The sequence below is a fragment of the Leisingera caerulea DSM 24564 genome, from assembly GCF_000473325.1.
GTDB lineage: Bacteria > Pseudomonadota > Alphaproteobacteria > Rhodobacterales > Rhodobacteraceae > Leisingera > Leisingera caerulea.
Genome location: NZ_AXBI01000019.1, coordinates 134,654 through 154,869 on the forward strand (window position 1 = coordinate 134,654; position 20,216 = coordinate 154,869).

The following is a 20,216-nucleotide window of genomic DNA, read 5'->3' on the forward strand; positions in this document are numbered from 1 at the left end:
GCGATGGCGTATGTGAACGAAAATATCAAAACGTACAAAGGCTTCCGCGCGATCACCCTGTTGTGCCTGGTGGTGCTGTATGCCCCCTTGGTGATCGTCACCATTTACAGCTTCAACGCCTCCCAATCCATCACCAACTGGGAAGGTCTGTCGTTGCGCTGGTACGCCGATGTGTTCACCGGGCCGGAAAGCGCCAAGTTCAAGACCGCGGCCTTTAACAGCTTCACCATCGCGATCATGGCGGCCACCGCCAGCACGATGATTGCCACACTGGCCGCCACCGCCATGGTGCGCGGCGGCCAGTTCAAACTGCGCACTGTGTCATTCGGCCTGATCAGCCTGCCGCTGATGGTGCCGGAGATCGTGACCGCGGTGGCCACTCTGATCTTCTTCAACGCCATCGGCTTCACCCGCGGCTATCTGACCATCCTGGTCGCCCATATCGCCTTTTGCATCCCCTTTGCCTACCTGCCGATTTCGGCCCGGATGCAGGGGATCGAGGACAGCTTTGAGCAGGCGGCGATGGACCTTTACGCGACCCGCAGGCAGGCCTTTACCCGGATCCTGATGCCCCTGATGGCGCCGGGCATCATTTCGGGCTTTCTCTTGGCCTTCATCGTCTCGCTCGACGACTTCATCATCACCAATTTCGTCAAGGGCGCGGGTGTCGAGACCCTGCCCACCGCGATCTTCGGCTCAGTCAAGCAGGGCATCAAACCCAACATCATGGCGATCTCGACCATGCTGCTGAGCGTCTCAATCGTGATGGTCACCATCAGCTACTTCGTCAGCAAATCCGACAGCAACAAATGATCCAACACGGGAGGACCCCCATGAAAACCCTGCTGAAATCCAGCGCCGCCGCGCTTGCGCTGAGCCTGGCCGCCAATGCCGCCGCCGCCGAGGGCAAGCTGGTGCTGTACCACTGGTTCGAATACATGCCGCAGGAGCTTTTGGAGAAGTTCACCGCCGAAACCGGCATCGAGGTGACGATGGACACCTATGACTCCAATGAATCCATGCTGGCGACGCTGAAGGCGGGCGGCATGGGCACCTATGACCTGGCTGTGCCGGGCGATTACATGGTCAAGATCATGGCCGGCGAGGGCCTGTTGGACACCATCGGCGAGGGCGAGCTGGTCAACAAGGGCAACATCGCGCCGGAATGGGCCGATCCCGGCTTTGATCCGGGCCGGGCGCATTCCATTCCCTACCAGTGGGGCTCAACCGCCTTTGCGGTGAACCGCGACATCTATGGCGGCGATATCCTGACCACCGCCATCCTGTTCGATCCCCCGGAGGAGCTGTCGGGCAAGATCAACGTGCTGGACAGCCAGGGTGAGATGATGGCTCTGGGATCGCTGCATCTGGGCATCCCGCAGTGCTCCGATGACCGCGAACAGCTGAAGGCGCTGAACGCGATGCTGCAGGGGGCAAAGCAGCATTGGGCCTCTTTCAACTCCGACACCGCCAAGGAAGTGCTGGTCTCCGGCGATGCAGCCGCGGGGATGATCTATGATGGCTTTGCCGCCAAGGCGCGGGCGGAAGGCGCCAATGTGGAATATGCCTTCCCCAAGGAGGGCTATGTGGTCTGGATGGACAATGTGGTGCTGCTGAAGGATGCGCCGAACCGCGAGAACGCGCTGAAATTCATGGATTTCCTGCTGGAGCCTGAGAATATCGCCGCGGTTACCAATTATGCCCAGTACAATGCGGGCGTGGCCGGAACCGGGGATTACCTGGACGCGAACCTGGCCGCCCTGCCGGAACGCAACCCGCCTGCGGCAGCGGGCGAGGGCGTGTTCATCGAGGTCTGCGGTCAGCAGACGCAGGCGGTTTACGACCAGATCTGGACCAATCTCAAGAAGTGACCGGGCAAGCGAGGGGGCTGTCTGCCCCCTCCGGGCTCTGCCCGTTCGGTCCTGAAACCGTCCCCCGGACGGTTTCCACCACGGACCTCACCCCCGAGGATATTTTCAGCCAGATGAATAAAGGATCTTGCTGTTCAGGGGGGTACGACCAGCCGGGCCGCAATTCATGCTGTCGGTGGCCCAGGCGGCCCGCCGCGCTATGTGATGGCGCAGCTATGGGTTGCTCCGCCCGGGCATATGCGCTGCCCGGGCAGGCCTGTGGCGGGACGGGGCCGGCAGCGGTCCGCGTCCGTTGCACGGGCTAACGCGGGGCAATGCGCCATGAAGACCAGCGTCCGGAATGTGATTGTGCTTGGCGGCACCGGGTTTCTCGGCCAGCGGGTGGTGCGCCGTCTGCAGGACCGCGGCTGCCCGGTCAGCGCCGGGACGCGGTCTCCGGACGCCGCCGCCTCCTATCGCAGCAGCTGGGACAGCGGGGTCGGGCTGGTTCGTGTGGATCTTGCGGACCCGGACGTGCTGGCGCGGGCGCTGGAGGGGGCCTCCGCCGTGGTCAATTGCATCGGGTTTTATGCCGAGACCCGCCAGCAGAGCTTTCAGGATGTTCATGCCGAGGCCGCCCGCCGGATTGCCCGTCTGGCGCGCGACGGCGGGGTGCAGCGGCTGGTCCACATTTCCGGGATCGGCGCCAGCCTGCAATCGCCCTCGGCCTATGTGCGCGCCCGCGCCGAGGGCGAGGCCGCGGTGCGCAGCGTCTGCCCCGGAGCCATCATCCTGCGGCCCAGCGTGATGTTCAGCCGCAGCGGCGCCTTTTTCGGTGACCTGCAAAAGATCGTCGATCACCTGCCGGTGATCCCGCTGTTCGGCAACGGGCACACGCGGCTGCAGCCGGTCTGGGCGGGCGATGTGGCCGAAGCCGTGTGCCGGATCCTGGATGGCGCCCGCGTGCCCCGCAAGGTGTTTGAACTGGGCGGGCCGGATGTCTTTACCTACCGGGAAATACTGCGGCGGCTGGCGGCCCGCTCAGGCCGCAGGCGCCTGCTGCTGCCGGTGCCCTTTGCGCTGTGGCGGGCGGGGGCGGCGCCGCTGTCGCTGCTGCCGCGGCCGCCGGTGACCCAGGCGCAGATCGCGCTGATGGAGCACGACAATACCGCGGGCGAGACAATGGCGGGATTTGCCGATCTCGGGATCACCCCCCAGTCCGCCATTGCCATGGGGCTGGTCTGAGACGGGGCGGTCAAACCCTTTCACTTAAACGGATTTCCCCGCACCGGACCTGTTGTCCGGCGCGGGGAGAGGGTCAGGCGAAGCTGACGCCGTTCAGGATCATCGGCAGCTCAGTGACCCGCGGGCCGTTCGCCGCGATGGCATTGGCCAGCGCCGGAGCGGCGGGCGGGGTGCCGGGCTCGCCCACGCCGGTGGGCATCTCGGCAGAGGGCACGATATGCACCTCGATGGCGCCGATATCGCCGATCCGCAGCGGCTCGTAGTCCGGGAAGTTGAACTGGTCCACGACGCCCTCGGTCAGGGTGATCTCGTTGCGCATCGCGTGGCCCAGGCCATAGCCGATGCCGCCCTCCATCTGCGCCTTGACCACGTCCGGGTTGACCGCGATGCCGCAGTCCACCGCGCAGGTGACCTTCTCGATCTTCACGCCGTCATCGGCAGTGCCGGAAATCTCCACCAGCTCGGCCACATAGCTGCCAAAGCTTTTATGGACGGCGATGCCCTGGCTGCGGCCCTCCGGCGCGCTGCTCCAGCCGCCCTTGTCCGCGGCCAGTTTCAGCACCCCCGCCAAGCGCTGCTGATCGGCGCCGCCGCCCTCCAGCAGGGCAAGGCGGAACGCCACCGGGTCGCGGCCCGCGGCGCGGGCGGCTTCGTCCAGCATCACCTCCATCACATAGGCCGTATGGGTGTGCCCGACCGAGCGCCACCACAGCACCGGGGTTGCCTTGGCCACATCGCTGAGGCCGGTGAACTGCCCCGGGATCCGGTAGGGGGTGTCTGCCGCCCCCTCGACCGAGCTGTGATCGACGCCGCCGTGCACCATCATGCTCTCAAACGCGGTGCCTTTCAGGATCGACTGCGCGGCGATGCGGTGGTCCCAGCCGGTGATATTGCCCTCCGCGTCCAGACCAACCCGCACCCGGTGCGCAACGGCGGGGCGGTAATAGCCGCCGGTGATGTCATCCTCGCGCGACCAGACCAGTTTAACCGGGCGCGAGCGGTCGGTGAGGGCAAAGGCCAGCGCCGCCTCCACCTGGTAATCCGCCGTCGGCGTGGCGCGGCGGCCGAAGGAGCCGCCGGCAAACATCGTGCTGATGCGGACCTTGTCCATCGGCAGCTGGAAGATCTGCGCCATCGCCATATGCGGGCCGGAGGGGAACTGGCAGCCGTCGTGCAGGGTGACGCCGCCGTCAGCGTCGGCCTCAATGGTGCAGGTGAGCGGCTCCATCGGCGCGTGCGCCAGCAGCGGGAAGTAGAAGGTCTGCTCCACCACCTTCGCGGCCCCTGCGATCTGCTCTGTGGTGGCGGCGTGGTCCGCGCCGGTCACGTTGTATTCCGGCTCCGCGTTCACGGCGGCCAGCAGCTCCTCGCGGATCTGGTCCGAGCTGCGGTGTTCGGCGTTTGAGAAATCCCAGTCCACGGTGATCGCGTCGCGGGCCTGGAACGCGGCCCAGGTGTCCTCGGCATAGACCGCGACGCCTGCCTGGTTGGGCAGCACGGCGGCGCGGATGTAGCCTTTGACCGTCTTGGCGCCGGCATCGTCGAACCCGTTGGCCAGCCCGCCCATCCGCGGGCTGCGGATGATCACTGCAACCATCTGGTCCGGCAGATGCATGTCCATGGCAAACTTCGCGGTGCCGTTGGTCTTGGGCAGCGAGTCCTTGCGCTTGACCTGCGGGTTGCCGATCAGGCGGAATTCGCTGGGGTCTTTCAGCCGCGGTTCTGCCGGGGCCTCCATCTGCGCGGCGGCGGCGACAAACTCTGCCAGCGGCGCCTCCTGGCCTGCGCCCTTGAGGATACCGTCCTCCAGCGTCAGCTCTGCGGCGTCCGCGCCCCAGGCTTCGGCAGCGGCCCTGATCAGCATCTCGCGCGCGGCGGCCCCGGCCTGGCGGTACTGCATAAAGGAATTGGCCATCGCGGTGGAGCCGCCGGTGCCCTGCATCTGCCCGAACGCCAAGTTGGCATAGCGCGAGGCATCGGAGGGCGCGAATTCGTATTGAATGTCCTCCATCGACACGCCCAGCTCCTCGGCGATCAGGGTGGTGAGGCCGGTGGCCGGGCCCTGGCCCTTCTCGAAATGCTTGACGATGGCGGTGACGGTGCCGTCTGCGCCGATCTTCACAAAGGGGTTCAGCTGCGCAGGCGCGGAGCCAGCGGCCAGCGCGCCGTTCGGACGGACGCCGACATAAAGAACCGCAGCAGCGGCGGCAGCGGACGTGAGGAAGCCGCGGCGGGAGGTGGTGAGAGTCATATCAGGCCTCCATCATCTGGGATGCGCGCTGGATCGCGGCGCGGATGCGCTGGTAGGTGGCGCAGCGGCAGACGTTGCCGTTCATGTAATCGTCGATCTCCTCAACCGTCGGCTTGGGGTTTTCGCTCAGCAGGCCCACGGCGGACATGATCTGGCCCGACTGGCAGTAGCCGCACTGCACCACGTCCAGTTCGACCCAAGCGTCCTGCACGGCCTTGGAAGCCTTGGACTCCAGCCCTTCGATGGTGGTGATCTCGGCGCCTTCCACGTCTTCGACATAAGTCTGGCAGGAGCGCACGGGTTCGCCGTCCAGATGCACGGTGCAAGCGCCGCAGGCGGCTACGCCGCAGCCGAACTTGGTGCCGGTGAGCTTCAGCTCATCGCGGATCACCCACAACAGCGGTGTTCCGGGTTCGGCCTCGACCTGATGCGTCTGGCCGTTGAGTTTCAATGATATTGCCATGGCTATGGGGCCTCCCCTTGGCTGGAATTTTTGGGTCAGGAATTTTCGAAGTCTGCGAAGGCATCCGCGTAATCGGGATGCCAGCGCGACAGGGCCGGGCGGTTTTCCAGAATGTCGCCCAGGGCCCAGGCGACCCGGCGCCGGTCGCGTTCGGGCGTGACGTCGTTGTCGGGGCAGAGAATGTAGAAATCACCCGCCGCCATGCGGGACAGCAAGTGATCGACGGTCTGCCCGGACGTCCAGGCAGAGGCGGGTTTTTCCGGCATGAAGCTGGCGATCATGCCGGTATAGGTGAAGCCGGGCACAAACAGATGCGCGGAAACCGGTGCGCCGGCCTGGCGCAGGTCGTGGGCCAGCATCTCAGTCAGCACCTTCACGCCCGCCTTGGAGACGTTGTAGCCCGGGTTGCCTGGCGGCGTGGTGATGCCCTGTTTGGAGCCGGTGTTGACCACCACCGCGGGGCGCGCGGCGGCGATCATCCGGGGCAGGAAGGCCTGGACGCCGTTCAATACGCCGAACAGGTTCACCTCGATCATCGCGCGCCAGGCGTCAGGGTCCTCCCAGCTGCCGGAGGGGCGGGCGATGCCTGCGTTGTTCATCAGCACCGCCACCTCGCCCGCGTCAAAGGCCGCATCGGCCAACGCCTGAACCGCCTCTGCGTCGCTGACATCTGTGGGAACGGCCAGAACCGGCGCGCCGGCCTTTGCCTGGTTGCGCAGCGTCTCTGCCGCCTGGTCCAGCGCCTCGCCCGGAAGGTCGGCCAGCACCACCCCCAGCCCGGCCTGGGCAAAGCGTTCGGCGGCGGCATAGCCAACCCCGCTGGCGCCGCCGGTCACCACCGCCACGCCGCCTGCTGCAACTGCGTCTTTGTACATGAAATCTCCTCCCGCTAGCATTGTGCCGCCAGGGTTTGCCGCCGCCCCGGCTGTGCTGCTTGCAAGAAAAAGATAGGGCGGGCGGGGCGGATTGCCTTGCCTGATCCTCCGGATGATCTGCCTGATCCTCCGGCGCGCCGGGAATTACGGTTCTTTCGCCGCCGCCGCCCGCCTATATTCAGGGCGAAGAGGAGGGCCGCCCATGGTGCCGCTGGATCTGATCGACGACGTTGCCGCCTTTGTCCGCGCCAGGGGCACGCCGGAGGACGGCTGCGAGACCGGGGTGGAGGGGCTTCTGGCCTTTTGCCGCGAGACCCCGACTGCGTTTCAGACGATGGTCTATGAGCCGGTCATGTGCCTGGTGCTGCAGGGCGCCAAAGAGGCGCATCTGGACGACCGGGTGATCCGCTATGGCGCGGGCATGTCGCTGATCGTCAGCCATGCGCTGCCGGTGACGGCCGGGGTGATCGACGCTGCGCCGGATAAGCCCTATGTCTCGCTGGTGCTGCGGCTGGATCTGGCCACTGCGCGCAGCCTTTATGATGAGGCGGGCGCGGCGCAGGGGCAGCGGCGGGGCACGCATTCGATGAGCGTGGCGGACAGCGATGCGGCGCTGACCGATGCGATGGCGCGGCTGTTCCGTCTGTCGCAGGACCCGGCCGAGGTGCAGGCGCTGGCGCCCCTGGTGCTGCGGGAGATCCATTTCCGTCTGTTGCGCGCCCAGCACGGCGGGATGCTGCGGCAGCTGCTGCTGCACGAAAGCCCGGCCAGCCGGATTTCCAAGGCAATTGCGCTGATCCGCTCCGGCTACAAGGCGCCGATTGCGGTGGCCGATCTGGCCGCCGCGGCGGGGATGAGCCAGTCGACCTTCCACGAGCATTTCAAGTCGCTCACCTCGACGACGCCGCTGCAGTACCAAAAGGAACTGCGCCTGCTGGAGGCGCGCCGCCTGCTGATGAGCGGGGGGAAATCGGTGGCTTCGGCGGCCTATGACGTGGGCTATGAAAGCCCGACCCAGTTCAGCCGGGAATATGCCCGCAAGTTCGGTATCCCGCCGCGGGATGAAAAGCCGGCGCCAGCGGAAGCGTCTTAGCCTTCCAAGTAAAATATTGTCCCGCCCGGCCGCAAGCCGGGCAGCACCCGACCTCCCCGTCAAACTAGAGGTTTGCCTTCGGCAAAACGGGAGGGCGCTTCGCACCCACCCGAGGCCGGGCGCCGCCCTCAGCGCGTTGTTTAGCCGTTGCTTTTCTTCACCCAGGGCCGCTCCTGCCCCCGCGCCTCGCGGAGGGTCCGGCCATAAAGCCCGCTGTATGACCGCCCCAGCGACGACGCCGAGGAAAACCCGCAGCGCAGTGCGATCTGTTCCAGGCTCAGATGGGTTTCCTCTGACAAATAGCGGGCATGCTGAAGCCGCAGCATCTTGTAGTATTTGCCCGGCGTCATCCCCAACTCGCGCTGAAACGCCCGCGCCAGTGTGCGCTCCGACAGCGACACGCGCTTGGCCAGTGCTGCCGTGCTCAGCGGGGTTTCGATGGTTTCCGCCATCAGGTTCGCCGCCTTCAGCACCTTGGGCGAGCCCTTCTGCTCCAGCCGCGCGGCGCCGCGGTTCAGCTCTGACTGGCGCGACGGGTCATAGACAAACATGGTGGAGGCGCCAAAGGCGGCCGCGGAGCCATAGAGGTCCTGAATGAGGCTCAGCATCATGTCGAGCGCGGTGCTGGCGCCGCCGCAGGTGAGGAACGGCCCCGAGCGCACAAACCGCGCGGTGGAAACCTCGACCTTGGGGAAGGTCTCGGTAAAGGCCTCCAGCTCCTGCCAGTGGATTGTCGCGGTATGGCCGTCCAGCACGCCAGCGGCGGCCAGCAGCCAGGCGGCGGTGTCCAGCGCCAGCACCCGCTCTGCCCGCCGCACCGCGCTGCGCAGCCGGGTCAGCAGCGCAGGCGTCACCTGTTCGCGCACGTGGTAGCCCGCAACCAGCACCAGGGTGCGGTTGCCCTGATCCTCGCTGAACGCCCCGTCGGGGGTGATCTGCAAGCCGCTGGAACTGGTGACGGGCGCGCCATCCAGGGTGCTGACCCGCCAGCCGGCGACCTCCTGGCCGGAGTTCATCCGCACATCGCGCAGCGGCTCCATGGCGCTGGCCAGCACCATGTTGGAAAACCCGTCGAACAGCAGAAATTCGAAGATTGGCGGCGATTTTGGCTGCATCTGTGTAGTATCTGACCGAAACTGTATAAACGTAAGGTCAACTCCTGCGCTAATCACGCCTTAAGTCAAGCCTCTTGACGATCCGCTCACGACGCCCGCTCTCTAGCCACTGAGATTTCCATGACAACCGCGCCCCTTCTCTGGCAGCCGGATCTTTCGGCGCGCCGCAAACCTCTAATGTCCGACTTTCTGGCGCAGGCCAGGGCCGCCTCCGGTGCGGGGGTGGAGACATATGCCGATCTGCACGCCTGGTCGGTCTCCCGGCCGGAGGAGTTCTGGCCGCTGGCCTGGGATTTTTGCGGGCTGGAAGGGGAAAAGGGCGCGGTGCCGCTGTTGGCGGATGCCGATCCGATGCAGGTGCGCTTCTTCCCCGAAGCGCGGCTGAACATCGCGGAAACCTTCCTGAAGAATGCCGACGGACGCGAAGCCATTGTATTTATTGGCGAGGATGGCCGCCGCATGGTCTGGACCCGCGCCGACCTGAAGCGCGAGGTGGAAATGCTCGCCGCCGCCCTGCGGGACGCCGGGATCGAAGCGGGCGATCACGTTGCAGGCTATGTGCCGAACATGCCGCAGACCGTGGCGGCGATGCTGGCCACGGCGTCGCTGGGGGCGGTCTGGTCCTGCTGTGCGCCGGAAAGCGGGCCGGATGTTGTTGTCGACCGCTTCGGCCAGATCGCGCCCAAGCTGATGTTTGCCGCCGACGGCTATTTCTACAACGGCAAGACGTTTGAGACCCGCGCCGCGATTGCCGAAGTTGCCGCCCGCGTGCCGTCGGTCCGGCAGATCGTGGTCTGGCCCTATGCGGGCGATGCCGCGGACCTGCCCGAGGGCATGACCGCCTATGAGGCTTTCAAGCAGGCGGACGCCCCGGTGCTGGACTGCCGCGTGATGGGGTTCCGCGATCCGCTCTATGTGATGTTCTCCTCCGGCACCACGGGCAAGCCCAAGTGCATTGAGCATTCCGGCGGCGGCACCCTGCTCAGGATGCTGGTGGAGCAGCAGCTGCACTGCGACCTGCGCCCCGGTGACCGGATGTTCTATTATACCACCTGCAATTGGATGATGTGGAACTGGCAGGTGGCGGCGCTGGCCTCCGAGGCGGTGATCGTGCTGTTTGACGGCAACCCGATGTATCCCGGCATACGCCGCCTGTTTGACCTGGCGGAGGCCGAGATGGTCACCCATTTCGGTATTTCCGCCAAATACATAGACGCCTCGCAAAAGCGCCGGAACCGTCCGGTGGAGAGCCACGATCTGAGCGCCTTGCGGGTGGTGCTGTCCACCGGCTCGCCGCTGTCGCCGGAGGGCTTTGCCCATGTCTATGCCGACTGGAAAGCGGATGTGCAGCTGGCCTCGATCTGCGGCGGCACCGATATTCTGGGCTGTTTCATTGGCGGCTGCCCGCTGCTGCCGGTCCATCAGGGAGAGATCCAGGCGCCGGTGCTGGGGCTGGATGTGGCGACCCTGAACGATCAGGGCGAACCGGTGGAGGGCGTCGCGGGCGAGCTGGTTTGCCGCAACGCGCATCCGTCGATGCCGGTGCGGTTCCTGAATGACCCCGGCAATGCCCGCTATCGCGCCAGCTATTTCGAGACCTATCCGAACATCTGGCGGCAGGGCGATTACACCATCCGCACGGAGCACGGCGGCTATGTGGTGCTGGGACGCTCAGACGCGACGCTGAACCCCGGCGGCGTGCGGATCGGCACGGCAGAGATCTACCGGCAGCTCGACAAGATCGGCGAGGTCGCGGATGCGGTGGTTGTCGGCCAGAACCTCGACAACGACGTGCGGGTGGTTCTGTTTGTGATTCCCGCCGAGGGCGCAGCGCTGAACGATGTTCTAACCAACCGGATCAAAACGGAAATCCGCAAGAACGCCTCGCCGCGGCATGTGCCCGCCAAGATCATCGCCGTCGCTGACATCCCGCGCACCAAGTCCGGCAAGACCGCCGAGCTGGCGGTGCGCGATGTTGTGAACAACCAGCCTGTCCGCAACCTCTCCGGCCTCGCCAACCCGCAGGCGCTGGCGCTGTTTGCGGATCACCCCGAATTGCAAGCTTAACCTCAAAGGAGCGAGACCATGCCCCTGACCATGAACCGAGACGTTTTCATCACCGCCGCCGTGACCGGCTCTGGCGGCACCCAGGATAAATCCCCCCACGTGCCGCGCTCGCCCAAGCAGATTGCGGAGTCCGCGATTGCTGCCGCCAAGGCCGGGGCGGCGGTAGTGCACTGCCATGTGCGCGACCCGGAAACCGGCGCGCCGTCGCGGAAACTTGAGCTTTACCGGGAGCTTACCGACCGCATCCGCGATTCCGAGGTGGACGTGGTGCTGAACCTGACCGCGGGCATGGGCGGCGATATTGTGTTCGGCTCGACGGAAAACCCGCTGCCGGTCAACGAAGCGGCGACCGACATGATCGGCGCGACCGAACGCATGGCCCATATCGCCGAATGCCTGCCGGAGATTTGCACCCTCGACTGCGGCACCATGAACTTTGCCGAGGCGGATTACGTGATGACCAACACGCCCGGAATGCTGCGGGCGATGGGCCGGATGATGACCGATCTGGGTGTGAAGCCGGAGATCGAAGCCTTTGACACCGGCCATCTGTGGTTTGCCAAGCAATTGGTAAAAGAGGGAATTCTGCAACCGAACGCGCTGGTGCAGCTGTGTATGGGGGTGCCGTGGGGGGCGCCGAATGACCTCAACACTTTCATGGCGATGGTCAACAACGTGCCGTCGGACTGGACCTGGTCGGCGTTCTCCCTTGGCCGGGACCAGATGCCGTACGCGGCGCAGTCGGTTCTGGCGGGTGGCAATGTGCGCGTGGGGCTGGAAGACAACCTGTTCCTGGACAAGGGCGTGCTGGCGACCAATGCGCAGCTGGTGGAGCGCGCGGCGGGGGTGATCGAGGGCATGGGCGCCCGGATCATCGGCCCGGAGGCGGTCCGTGAAAAGCTGGGCCTGACCAAGCGCGCGCCGGTGGCGAAGTAAGCGGGGCAGGGAGTGGCATGCGTGCACCGCCTGTACACCCCCTGTGCACCGCTGCGCTGCGGCAAAAGGGGTAGATTGGGGGCTGGCCCCCAAACCCCCAGGATATTTTCGGCCAGAAGAAGAGCCGGGCGTTTTGTAAAGGACATCAGATGAAAACAGCAGCAATCATCGGCGGCGGCGTGATCGGGGGCGGCTGGGCCGCGCGGTTCCTGCTCAACGGCTGGAAGGTGCGGGTGTTCGACCCGGACCCGGAAGCGGAGCGCAAGATCGGCGAAGTGCTGGCCAATGCCCGCCGCTCGCTGCCCTCGCTTTATGACAAGGCGCTGCCGGCCGAGGGCGAACTGACCTTCCATTCGGAGATGGCGGAAGCGGTGGCAAATGCGGCCTGGGTTCAGGAAAGCGTGCCGGAGCGGCTGGACTTGAAACACAAGATCCACGCGCAGGTCCAGGCGCACGCGCCGGAAAGCGCGGTGATCGGCTCGTCTACGAGCGGTTTCAAGCCGTCGGAGCTGAACGCCGAGGGGGCCCGCGTTGTAGTCGCGCATCCGTTCAACCCGGTTTACCTGCTGCCGCTGGTCGAGCTGGTGGGGGATGCGGAGACCTGCGCGCAGGCCTCTGGCCTGCTGCGCGAAGTGGGGATGTACCCGCTGACCGTGCGCAAGGAGATCGACGCGCATATTGCCGACCGTCTGCTGGAGGCGGTCTGGCGCGAGGGGCTGTGGCTGATCAAGGACGGCATCTGCACCACCGAGGAACTGGATGAATCGATCCGCATGGGCTTTGGCCTGCGGTGGGCGCAGATGGGATTGTTCGAGACCTACCGGATTGCCGGCGGCGAGGCGGGCATGAAGCATTTTATGGCGCAGTTCGGCCCGGCCCTGAAATGGCCCTGGACCAAACTGATGGATGTGCCGGAGTTCACCGGGGAGCTGGTGGATCTGATCGCGGGCCAGTCGGATGCGCAATCGGGCCACATGCCGATCCGCGCGCTGGAGCGGCTGCGGGATGACAACCTGGTCGGCATGATGCGGGCGCTGAAGAAATCCGGCAGCGGCGCTGGCGGTGTGATCAACAGCCATGAGGCCACGCTGCCCGTGCCGGACGCGGTGGAGCTGCCGGTTACTGTCAGCCGCCCGGTGCCGCAGAGCTGGACCGATTACAACGGCCACATGAACGAGGCGCATTACACCGAGGCCTCAGCCCAGGCGACCGACCGGTTCATGGAGATGATCGGCTGCGATGCGGCGTACATTGCCGCGGGCGGCAGCTATTTCACCGTCGAGAACCACGTGCGCTTTCTGGATGAGCTGCACGAGGGCGATGCGCTGAAAGTAACCACCCAGGTGCTGACGGGCGAAGGCAAGAAGATGCATCTGTTTCACCGCCTGTCCGGCCCCGAGGGCACGCTGGCAGCGACCGTGGAAACCCTGCTCTTGCACATGGACCTGAACGCGCGCGGCACCTCGCTGCCGTCGCCGGAGGTGGCGGACAAGCTGGCCTCCTATGCCGCGGCCCATGCCGGGCTGCCGCTGCCGGAGGGCGCCGGGCGCCACGTCGGCCAGCGCGGATGATTTGGAAACCGGCGGCGTGCGGGCTGCCGGTTTTCCTTTGCGGGCCGGGCATCCTCCCCGATCCGGCCCGCAATTTTTGAACTGCGGCCGCAGGGGACGGCCGGAATTTGGCAGCCCGGTCAGCCGGGCAGCCCCCGCGGCGGAGGATCCCCGGGGGCATCGGAACAGGGTCAAGGGAGGACCAAATGTCTGAGAGCAATTCCAACAGCCACCTGGTGGCGAAGTCCGGTTTTTTCGCCGGTCTTCACCCGGGGATGGGCACGGCGGCGAAGGGGATGATCGCGTTTTTCGTCATCTTCACCGTTTTGAACGTGGATCTGGCGGGCGGCCTGTACAAGTCGGTGCGTGCCTGGATCGAAGGCTGGTTCAGCTGGTATTACATTTCGCTGCTGATCGGCATCATGTTTTTCTGTTTCTGGCTGATGGCCTCGAAGTTCGGCAAGCTGCGGCTGGGCGACGACGACTCGCGCCCCGAGTTCGGCAACTTCAGCTGGTTTGCGATGCTGTTCTCGGCCGGGATCGGGGTTGGCATCCTGTTCTTCGGCGTGGCTGAGCCGATCTTCTATTTCGACAACTCCGGTGCCTTCGGCTATCCGAACAACCCGCATGCCGATATGGCGGGCCACACGGAGATGGACATGCTGCGCGCCCGGGATGCGATGCGGGTGGCCTTCTTCCACTGGGGCTTCCATGGCTGGGCGCTGTATGTGCTGGTCGGGCTGTGCCTGGCCTATTTCGGGTTCCGCAAGAAGCTGCCGCTGACCATGCGCTCGACGCTGTACCCGATCCTGGGCGAGCGGATCTATGGCCCCTGGGGGCATCTGGTGGATCTGCTGGCGGTGTTCGGCTCTGTCTTCGGGATTGCCACCTCGCTGGGGCTGGGGTCCACCCAGATTGCCACCGGGCTGAACGTGCTGTTCGGGCTGGAGGTGACGCTGACGCTGAAGATCGTGCTGATCGTGATCGTGTCGGTCATTGCCACGGCCTCGACCGTCTCTGGCGTGGCGCGTGGAATCCGGCTGATTTCCGAGTGGAACATCTGGCTGTCGATCGCGCTGCTGCTGGCCTTTGTGGTGATGGGGCCGGGGCAGTGGCTGATGGCGTTCTTCATCACTTCGCTGGGGGACTACCTGTGGAACTTCATTCCGATGGGGTTCTGGACCGCGACCGAAGCGCCGGATGTCGCCTGGCAGGGCGGCTGGACCATCTTCTATTGGGGCTGGTGGATCGCCTGGGCGCCGCTGGTGGGCATTTTCATCGCCCGCATTTCCTATGGCCGCACCATCCGCGCGTTCATGGTCGGGGTGCTGTGCGTGCCGACCGTGGCGGTGTTCTTCTGGCTGTGCATCTTCGGCGGCACCGCGATCTGGCAGGAAATGCATATGGCGGGCGGCCCGGCGGCTGACGGCGGCGCGGGCGTCATTGCCACCGTCCGCAACTGGGAACTGCCCGGGGCGCTTTACGGCACCATTGCCAATATCGGCCAGACATCCTGGATGGGCGATATGAGCTGGACCGCCTGGCCGCTGTCGCTGCTGGCGACGGTGCTGCTGGTCAGCTGGTTCGTGACCTCGGCGGATTCCGGCACGCTGGTGATCACCACCATGCTGTCGATGGGCGACGAGAACCCGCCGAACAAGTTCCGCGTCATCTGGGGGGCCGGGATTGGCGCGACTGCCATCGCGCTGCTGATGTCGGGCGGGCTGAGCGCGCTGCAGACGGCGCTGATTGCGACCGCCTTTCCCATCTCCTTCCTGCTCATCGCGATGGTCTGGGGCCTGTGCAAATCACTGCGCGAGGATCCCTCGGCCGCGCCGATCAAAGCGGAGCCGGTGGCAACGCCGGATGGCACCCATCTGACGCAGGATCTGACCGCCTGAGGCGGATACCCATGCTGAACGGAAATGCGCCGGGCCTTTGGAGGGCCCGGCGCAGGCGTTTTATCTGAGCTTGATCACCGCCATCTTGTCCTGGGTCATGTCATGCATGGTGTAGCCGATGCCGCCGGTGTTGTAGCCGGACTGGCGGCGGCCGGCGAAGGGCATCCAGTCGACGCGGAAGGCGGTGTGGTCGTTGACCATCACGGCGGTGGCATCGAGCCCGCGCACCGCCTGCATCGCGGTGTCCAGGTTTTGGGTGAAGACCGCAGCCTGGAAGGCATAGGGCAGGCTGTTGGCGGTCCCGATGGCCTGCGGGATGCTGTCCGTGCTGTAGACGCAGATCACCGGACCGAAAATCTCCTGCTGCGAGACGCGGGCATCCGCGGGCGGGTCCAGCAGCACGGTGGGGGCATAGGTGGTCTCGCCCAGCCGCTTGCCGCCGGCCAGCACCCTGGTGCCGCCGTCGACGGCTTCCTGCACCCACTCCTCGACCCGGTCGACCTCGGCGGGGCGGATCAGCGGGCCGCAATCGACGCTGGGGTCGGTGGCGTCGCCCACTTTCAATGCCTGTGCCGCCTCTGCCAGTTTCTGCGCGATCTCTTCGGCCTTGGCGGCGGGGGCAAACACCCGCTGGACCGAGACGCAGACCTGGCCCGAGTGGTAGAAACCGCCCTTGGCCAAGAGCGGGATCATCGAGTCGATCTGTGCGTCCTCGGCCACGATCACAGGTGCTGCGCCGCCATGTTCCAGGGCGCAGCGGGTGCCGGGGGCGAGTTTCGAGCGCAGCATCCAGCCGACGCGGGCGGAGCCGATGAAGGAGAAGAAGCCCACGCGCGGGTCGGTGATCATCATCTCCGCCACCGTGTTGGAGCAGACCACATCGCGGCACCAGTCCTGCGGCAGCCCGGCCTCGTGCAGGATGCCGACAAAGGCCTGGCAGGACAGCGGCGTGTCCTCCGCGGGCTTCACGATCACCGGGCAGCCGGTGGCGACGGCGGGCGCGACCTGATGCACGATCAGGTTCAGCGGGTGGTTGAAGGCACTGGCGGCCACCACCACGCCGATCGGCTCGCGCTGGGTAAAGGCGATGCGGCCCGATCCGGCCTCGGTCAGGTCCATCGGGATTTCGGTGCCGGTCATCTGGCCGATCTCATGCACGCAGAGTTCGACCCCGTCGATGGCGCGTTTGACCTCCACCTTGGCGTCGACCAGCGGCTTGCCGCCCTCGCTGGCGATCAAGAGGGCGAGCTCGTCAAAGCGGTCCTCCATCAGCCGGGCGGTTTTCCTGAGGATCTCGATACGCTGATACGCGGGCAGCCAGGCATCGCGGTTGCGGAACAGCCCGTGTGCGGTGTCCAGCATCGCATCGATCCGGTCCCAATCGCTGGTTTCGACCGTGCCGATGCGTTCCAGGCTGAACGGGTTCACGACGTCTATGGCATTGGTCATATCAGGCACACCTTGTCGGCCAGTTCCTCGATCAGCACGCGCTGGTTTTCGCTGTAGTCGACCGGCACGTCGATCAGATGCACGCCACCTACGTCAAAGGCCTTGCGGAACGTGGGCAGCAGGTCTTCGGTGCGCTCGATCCGGTGGCCGGTGGCGCCGTAGCTGCCGGCGTACTGGACGAAATCCGGGTTGTTGAATTCCAGCCCCCAGTCGCCGAACCCGGCATGCGCCTGTTTCCAGCGGATCATGCCATAGGCGCTGTCGTTCAGCACTGTCACCACCAGATTGAGGCCAAGGCGGACAGCGGTTTCCAGCTCCTGGCTGTTCATCATAAAGCCGCCGTCGCCGCAGATCGCCATCACCCGGCGGTCCGGGTTCAGCTTGGCTGCCATCATCGCCGAGGACAGCCCTGCGCCCATAGTCGCCAGCGCGTTGTCCAGCAAAACGGTGTTGGGCTGATAGGCCTTGTAGTTGCGGGCGTACCACAGCTTGTAGATGCCATTGTCCAGCGCGATGATATCGCATTCGTCCATCACCTTGCGGGTGTCGGCCACCAGCCGCTGCGGGATCACCGGAAAGCGCGGATCATCGGCGCCTTCGGAGATATGTTCGTCGGTCTCCCGCTTGACGCGCTCAAAATAGCTGCGGTCGAAATCCAGCGGGCCGCCCAGGATCTTGCCCAGCCGGGTGATCGACTGGGCCAGATCGCCAACCACCTCCAGCTGCGGAAAATAGACCCGGTCGACCTGCGCCGCCTTGTAATTCACATGGATCACCTTGGTGCCGCCTTCCTCCATAAAGAAGGGCGGTTTTTCGACCACGTCGTGGCCGACGTTGATGATCAGGTCGGCGCGGTCGATGGCGCAGTGCAGATAGTCGCCGTCCGACAGCGCCGCAGTGCCCAGGAACAGGTCAGAGCGTTCGTCGACCACGCCCTTGCCCATCTGGGTGTTGAAGAAAGGGATCTGGATCAGGTCGGTGAAATCGCAGAGCGCGGAGCGGGCCTTGCGCCGGTTGGCGCCCGCCCCGACCAGCAGCAGCGGCATCTTGGCACTGCGGATCATTTCCGCTGCCTCGTTCAGCACCTCGTCGCCCGCCACCGCGTAATGGCGCGGGTGGGGCTGCAGGACAGAGGTGTCGGTTTCCTCGGCCGCGATATCCTCAGGCAGTTCCAGCAGCACGGCGCCGGGGCGTTCCTCCTCGGCGGTGCGGAAAGCCTCGCGGATCAGCGACGGGATGGTGTTGCCGTGCACGATCTGCTTGGACATCTTGCAGATCGGATCAAACAGGTTGACGATGTCGATGATCTGGAACTGGCCCTGTTTCGACTTCTTGATCGGCTTCTGCCCGGTGATCATGATCAGCGGCATCGCCCCCAGGTGGGCATAGGCGGCGGCGGTGGCCAGGTTGGTGGCGCCGGGGCCAAGCGTTGCCATGCACACCCCCGCCTTGCCGGTCAGGCGGCCATAGGTCGCCGCCATAAAGCCCGCGCCCTGCTCGTGGCGGGTCAGCACCAGTTCGATGCTGGAGGTGCGCAGGGATTCCAGCAGGTCGAGGTTCTCCTCGCCGGGGACGGCAAAGATGTACTCGACGCCTTCCCTCTCCAGCGCGGCAACAAGCAGATCGGAGGCTTTGGACGGAGCTGAAGCGGAGGGATGAGTGTCGGGCATGGGGGCTCCTGTTGGTTAAAAGGTCTTGGGGGCGGCTTACTGCGCGGCGTGCTGCTGTTCCGGCGTCGGATACAGCTCATCCATCGAGACGGAACGGCCGTTATCCAGCACGATGCGGGCGTGGTAGCGTTTGAGCAGCCGCGGCTCTGCCACGCCGCAGCTGTGGGCGATGATGCCGGCTTCCTTTTTCATGTTTTGGGCGTAACAGGCGACGCGTTCCGATTTGCTGGCCGGGTCGAGGCCGAACTGCAGCCTGCGGTCGTGGGTGGTGATGCCGGTGGGGCAGGTGTTCTTGTTGCACTGCAGGGCCTGGATGCAGCCGAGCGCAAACATGAACCCGCGGGCGGAGTTGACGAAATCGGCCCCGGCGCAGAATGCCCAGGCGACCTCTGACGGGTTGATCAGCTTGCCGCTGGCGCAGACCTTGATCCGGTCGCGCAGGCCATAGCGGATCAGGGTGTCGATGGTCAGCGGCAGGCTTTCGCGCAGCGGCATCCCCATGTTGTCGATCAGGCTCATGGGGGCGGCGCCGGTGCCGCCGTCGGCGCTGTCGATGGTGATGAAATCCGGGGCGCTTTCGATCCCGCGGGAGAGGATTTCCTGGCAGAGCCCCTCGGTAAAGCCATAGGCGCCCAGCACCGCCTTGAAGCCCACCGGCTTGCCGGTCACCTCGCGGACATAAGCGATCATGTCCAACAGGTCGCCGACGCAGTCGATTTCCGGGTGGCGGTTGGGGCTGATTGCGTCCTCGCCGGGGGTGAGGCCGCGGATTTCGGCGATTTCCTGTGTCACCTTGGCGCCTGGCAGGATGCCGCCCTTGCCCGGCTTGGCGCCCTGGCTGAGCTTGAGTTCAAACATGCGGACGGTGTCATGGGCGGCCACCGCGCGCAGCTTGTCCTCGTCAAAGCCGCCTTCGGGCTTGCGCACGCCGAATTTGCCGGTGCCGATCTGGAACACGAGGTCGCAGCCGCCTTCCAGATGGTAGGGCGACAGGCCGCCTTCGCCGGTGTTGAGCCATATGCCGGCCTTCTTGGCGCCAGACGACAGCGCCCGCACCGCGGGGACGGAAATGGCGCCATAGCTCATGCCGGAGATGTTGAAGATCGAGGCCGTGGTGTAGGGATGGCGCGCATAGGGGCCGATGGTGATTTCGGCCGGGGGCGAGGCCTCATGCGACAGCGACGGGAACGGGCAATTGGCGAAATAGATCGTGCCGGGCCGCCGCAGATCGCGGGTGGAGCCGAAGGCAATGGTCGAATCCACATTTTTTGCGGCGCGGTAGACCCAGGAGCGTTCGGCGCGGTTGAACGGCATCTCCTCGCGGTCGAGGGCAAAGAAATACTGCCGGAAGAACTCGCCCAGATGCTCGAACAAATAGCGGAAGCGGGCGATCACCGGGTAGTTGCGGCGCAGGGTGCTGTCGGTCTGGGTCTTGTCGCGGACATACAGAACGATCAGCCACAACAGGCCCGCCCCGATGGCGAAGATGAACGCATATGACAGGAATTCGAGCAGCGCCAGGACGGTGCTGGATATCTGGGACATGGTCTCTGTCGCTCCTTCAGGGGCTGGCGGCGCGGTTGGCTCCGCACGCCTGGCTTATGCCGTTACAGAATGCGCATTGGCCGCCGCGATTGCATTCACGGGCCGATCACATCCTCAGGAGCCGCGCCGGCGGCGGTGTGAGGGCAGGCTGCCCGCGGGGCTGACGTGCCCACAGGATAACGGCTGGCAGGCCGGTTTGGTTCCGC

Annotated in this window: 15 protein-coding genes; 8 read left to right on the forward strand and 7 right to left on the reverse strand. The window is 65.4% G+C overall.

Annotated features, from left to right (window positions below):
* Nucleotides 1–3 precede the first annotated feature (3 nt).
* The 3 genes from CAER_RS0102780 (at nt 4) to CAER_RS0102790 (ending at nt 3,095) form a co-directional block, all read left to right on the forward strand.
* Nucleotides 4–813, forward strand: a complete 810-nt coding sequence (locus tag CAER_RS0102780) for an ABC transporter permease (protein ID WP_027233979.1) — start codon at nt 4–6, stop codon at nt 811–813.
* A gap of 20 nt (nt 814–833) precedes the next feature.
* A complete protein-coding gene (locus tag CAER_RS0102785; protein WP_027233980.1) occupies nt 834–1,871 on the forward strand; it encodes an extracellular solute-binding protein in 1,038 nt (345 codons plus the stop codon).
* A 321-nt stretch (nt 1,872–2,192) separates the two neighbouring features.
* The gene (locus CAER_RS0102790; protein WP_027233981.1) at nt 2,193–3,095 is read left to right on the forward strand and encodes a complex I NDUFA9 subunit family protein; all 903 of its coding nucleotides are present in this window, start codon (nt 2,193–2,195) and stop codon (nt 3,093–3,095) included.
* 73 nt (nt 3,096–3,168) lie between these two features.
* On the opposite strand, the gene CAER_RS0102795 is transcribed toward CAER_RS0102790, so the two are convergent.
* Genes CAER_RS0102795 through CAER_RS0102805 form a run of 3 tightly spaced genes read right to left on the reverse strand, consistent with a single transcriptional unit; the run spans nt 3,169 to nt 6,684 of the window.
* Nucleotides 3,169–5,346 carry a xanthine dehydrogenase family protein molybdopterin-binding subunit gene (locus tag CAER_RS0102795; protein ID WP_027233982.1) on the reverse strand — a complete coding sequence of 726 codons (2,178 nt, stop codon included), beginning with the start codon at nt 5,344–5,346 and terminating at the stop codon, nt 3,169–3,171.
* Nucleotide 5,347: 1 nt separating this feature from the next.
* Nucleotides 5,348–5,809: a (2Fe-2S)-binding protein gene (locus CAER_RS0102800; RefSeq protein WP_027233983.1), complete on the reverse strand. Its 462-nt coding sequence runs from the start codon at nt 5,807–5,809 to the stop codon at nt 5,348–5,350.
* A 35-nt stretch (nt 5,810–5,844) separates the two neighbouring features.
* Nucleotides 5,845–6,684 carry an SDR family NAD(P)-dependent oxidoreductase gene (locus tag CAER_RS0102805; RefSeq protein ID WP_027233984.1) on the reverse strand — a complete coding sequence of 280 codons (840 nt, stop codon included), beginning with the start codon at nt 6,682–6,684 and terminating at the stop codon, nt 5,845–5,847.
* A 202-nt stretch (nt 6,685–6,886) separates the two neighbouring features.
* On the opposite strand from CAER_RS0102805, the gene CAER_RS0102810 reads away from it, so the two are divergent.
* The gene (locus CAER_RS0102810; RefSeq protein ID WP_027233985.1) at nt 6,887–7,777 is read left to right on the forward strand and encodes an AraC family transcriptional regulator; all 891 of its coding nucleotides are present in this window, start codon (nt 6,887–6,889) and stop codon (nt 7,775–7,777) included.
* A 140-nt stretch (nt 7,778–7,917) separates the two neighbouring features.
* Here CAER_RS0102810 and CAER_RS0102815 read toward each other — a convergent pair whose 3' ends face one another.
* Nucleotides 7,918–8,892, reverse strand: a complete 975-nt coding sequence (locus tag CAER_RS0102815; protein ID WP_027233986.1) for a GlxA family transcriptional regulator — start codon at nt 8,890–8,892, stop codon at nt 7,918–7,920.
* Nucleotides 8,893–9,012: 120 nt separating this feature from the next.
* On the opposite strand from CAER_RS0102815, the gene CAER_RS0102820 reads away from it, so the two are divergent.
* The 4 genes from CAER_RS0102820 (at nt 9,013) to CAER_RS0102835 (ending at nt 15,346) form a co-directional block, all read left to right on the forward strand.
* Nucleotides 9,013–10,959 carry an acetoacetate--CoA ligase gene (locus tag CAER_RS0102820; protein ID WP_051357655.1) on the forward strand — a complete coding sequence of 649 codons (1,947 nt, stop codon included), beginning with the start codon at nt 9,013–9,015 and terminating at the stop codon, nt 10,957–10,959.
* A gap of 18 nt (nt 10,960–10,977) precedes the next feature.
* Complete coding sequence (locus CAER_RS0102825) at nt 10,978–11,895, forward strand: beta-keto acid cleavage family enzyme (protein WP_027233988.1); 918 nt, start codon at nt 10,978–10,980, stop codon at nt 11,893–11,895.
* 149 nt (nt 11,896–12,044) lie between these two features.
* Complete coding sequence (locus tag CAER_RS0102830; RefSeq protein ID WP_027233989.1) at nt 12,045–13,466, forward strand: carnitine 3-dehydrogenase; 1,422 nt, start codon at nt 12,045–12,047, stop codon at nt 13,464–13,466.
* 185 nt (nt 13,467–13,651) lie between these two features.
* On the forward strand, nt 13,652–15,346 hold the full coding sequence (locus CAER_RS0102835; RefSeq protein ID WP_027233990.1) for a BCCT family transporter: 1,695 nt from the start codon (nt 13,652–13,654) through the stop codon (nt 15,344–15,346).
* A 60-nt stretch (nt 15,347–15,406) separates the two neighbouring features.
* Here CAER_RS0102835 and CAER_RS0102840 read toward each other — a convergent pair whose 3' ends face one another.
* Genes CAER_RS0102840 through CAER_RS0102850 form a run of 3 tightly spaced genes read right to left on the reverse strand, consistent with a single transcriptional unit; the run spans nt 15,407 to nt 20,010 of the window.
* On the reverse strand, nt 15,407–16,795 hold the full coding sequence (locus CAER_RS0102840) for an aldehyde dehydrogenase family protein (RefSeq protein WP_027233991.1): 1,389 nt from the start codon (nt 16,793–16,795) through the stop codon (nt 15,407–15,409).
* Complete coding sequence (locus tag CAER_RS0102845; protein ID WP_027233992.1) at nt 16,792–18,465, reverse strand: acetolactate synthase large subunit; 1,674 nt, start codon at nt 18,463–18,465, stop codon at nt 16,792–16,794. The genes CAER_RS0102840 and CAER_RS0102845 overlap by 4 nt, the downstream gene beginning before the upstream one ends.
* 36 nt (nt 18,466–18,501) lie before the next feature.
* A complete protein-coding gene (locus CAER_RS0102850) occupies nt 18,502–20,010 on the reverse strand; it encodes an FMN-binding glutamate synthase family protein (RefSeq protein WP_027233993.1) in 1,509 nt (502 codons plus the stop codon).
* Nucleotides 20,011–20,216 lie beyond the last annotated feature (206 nt).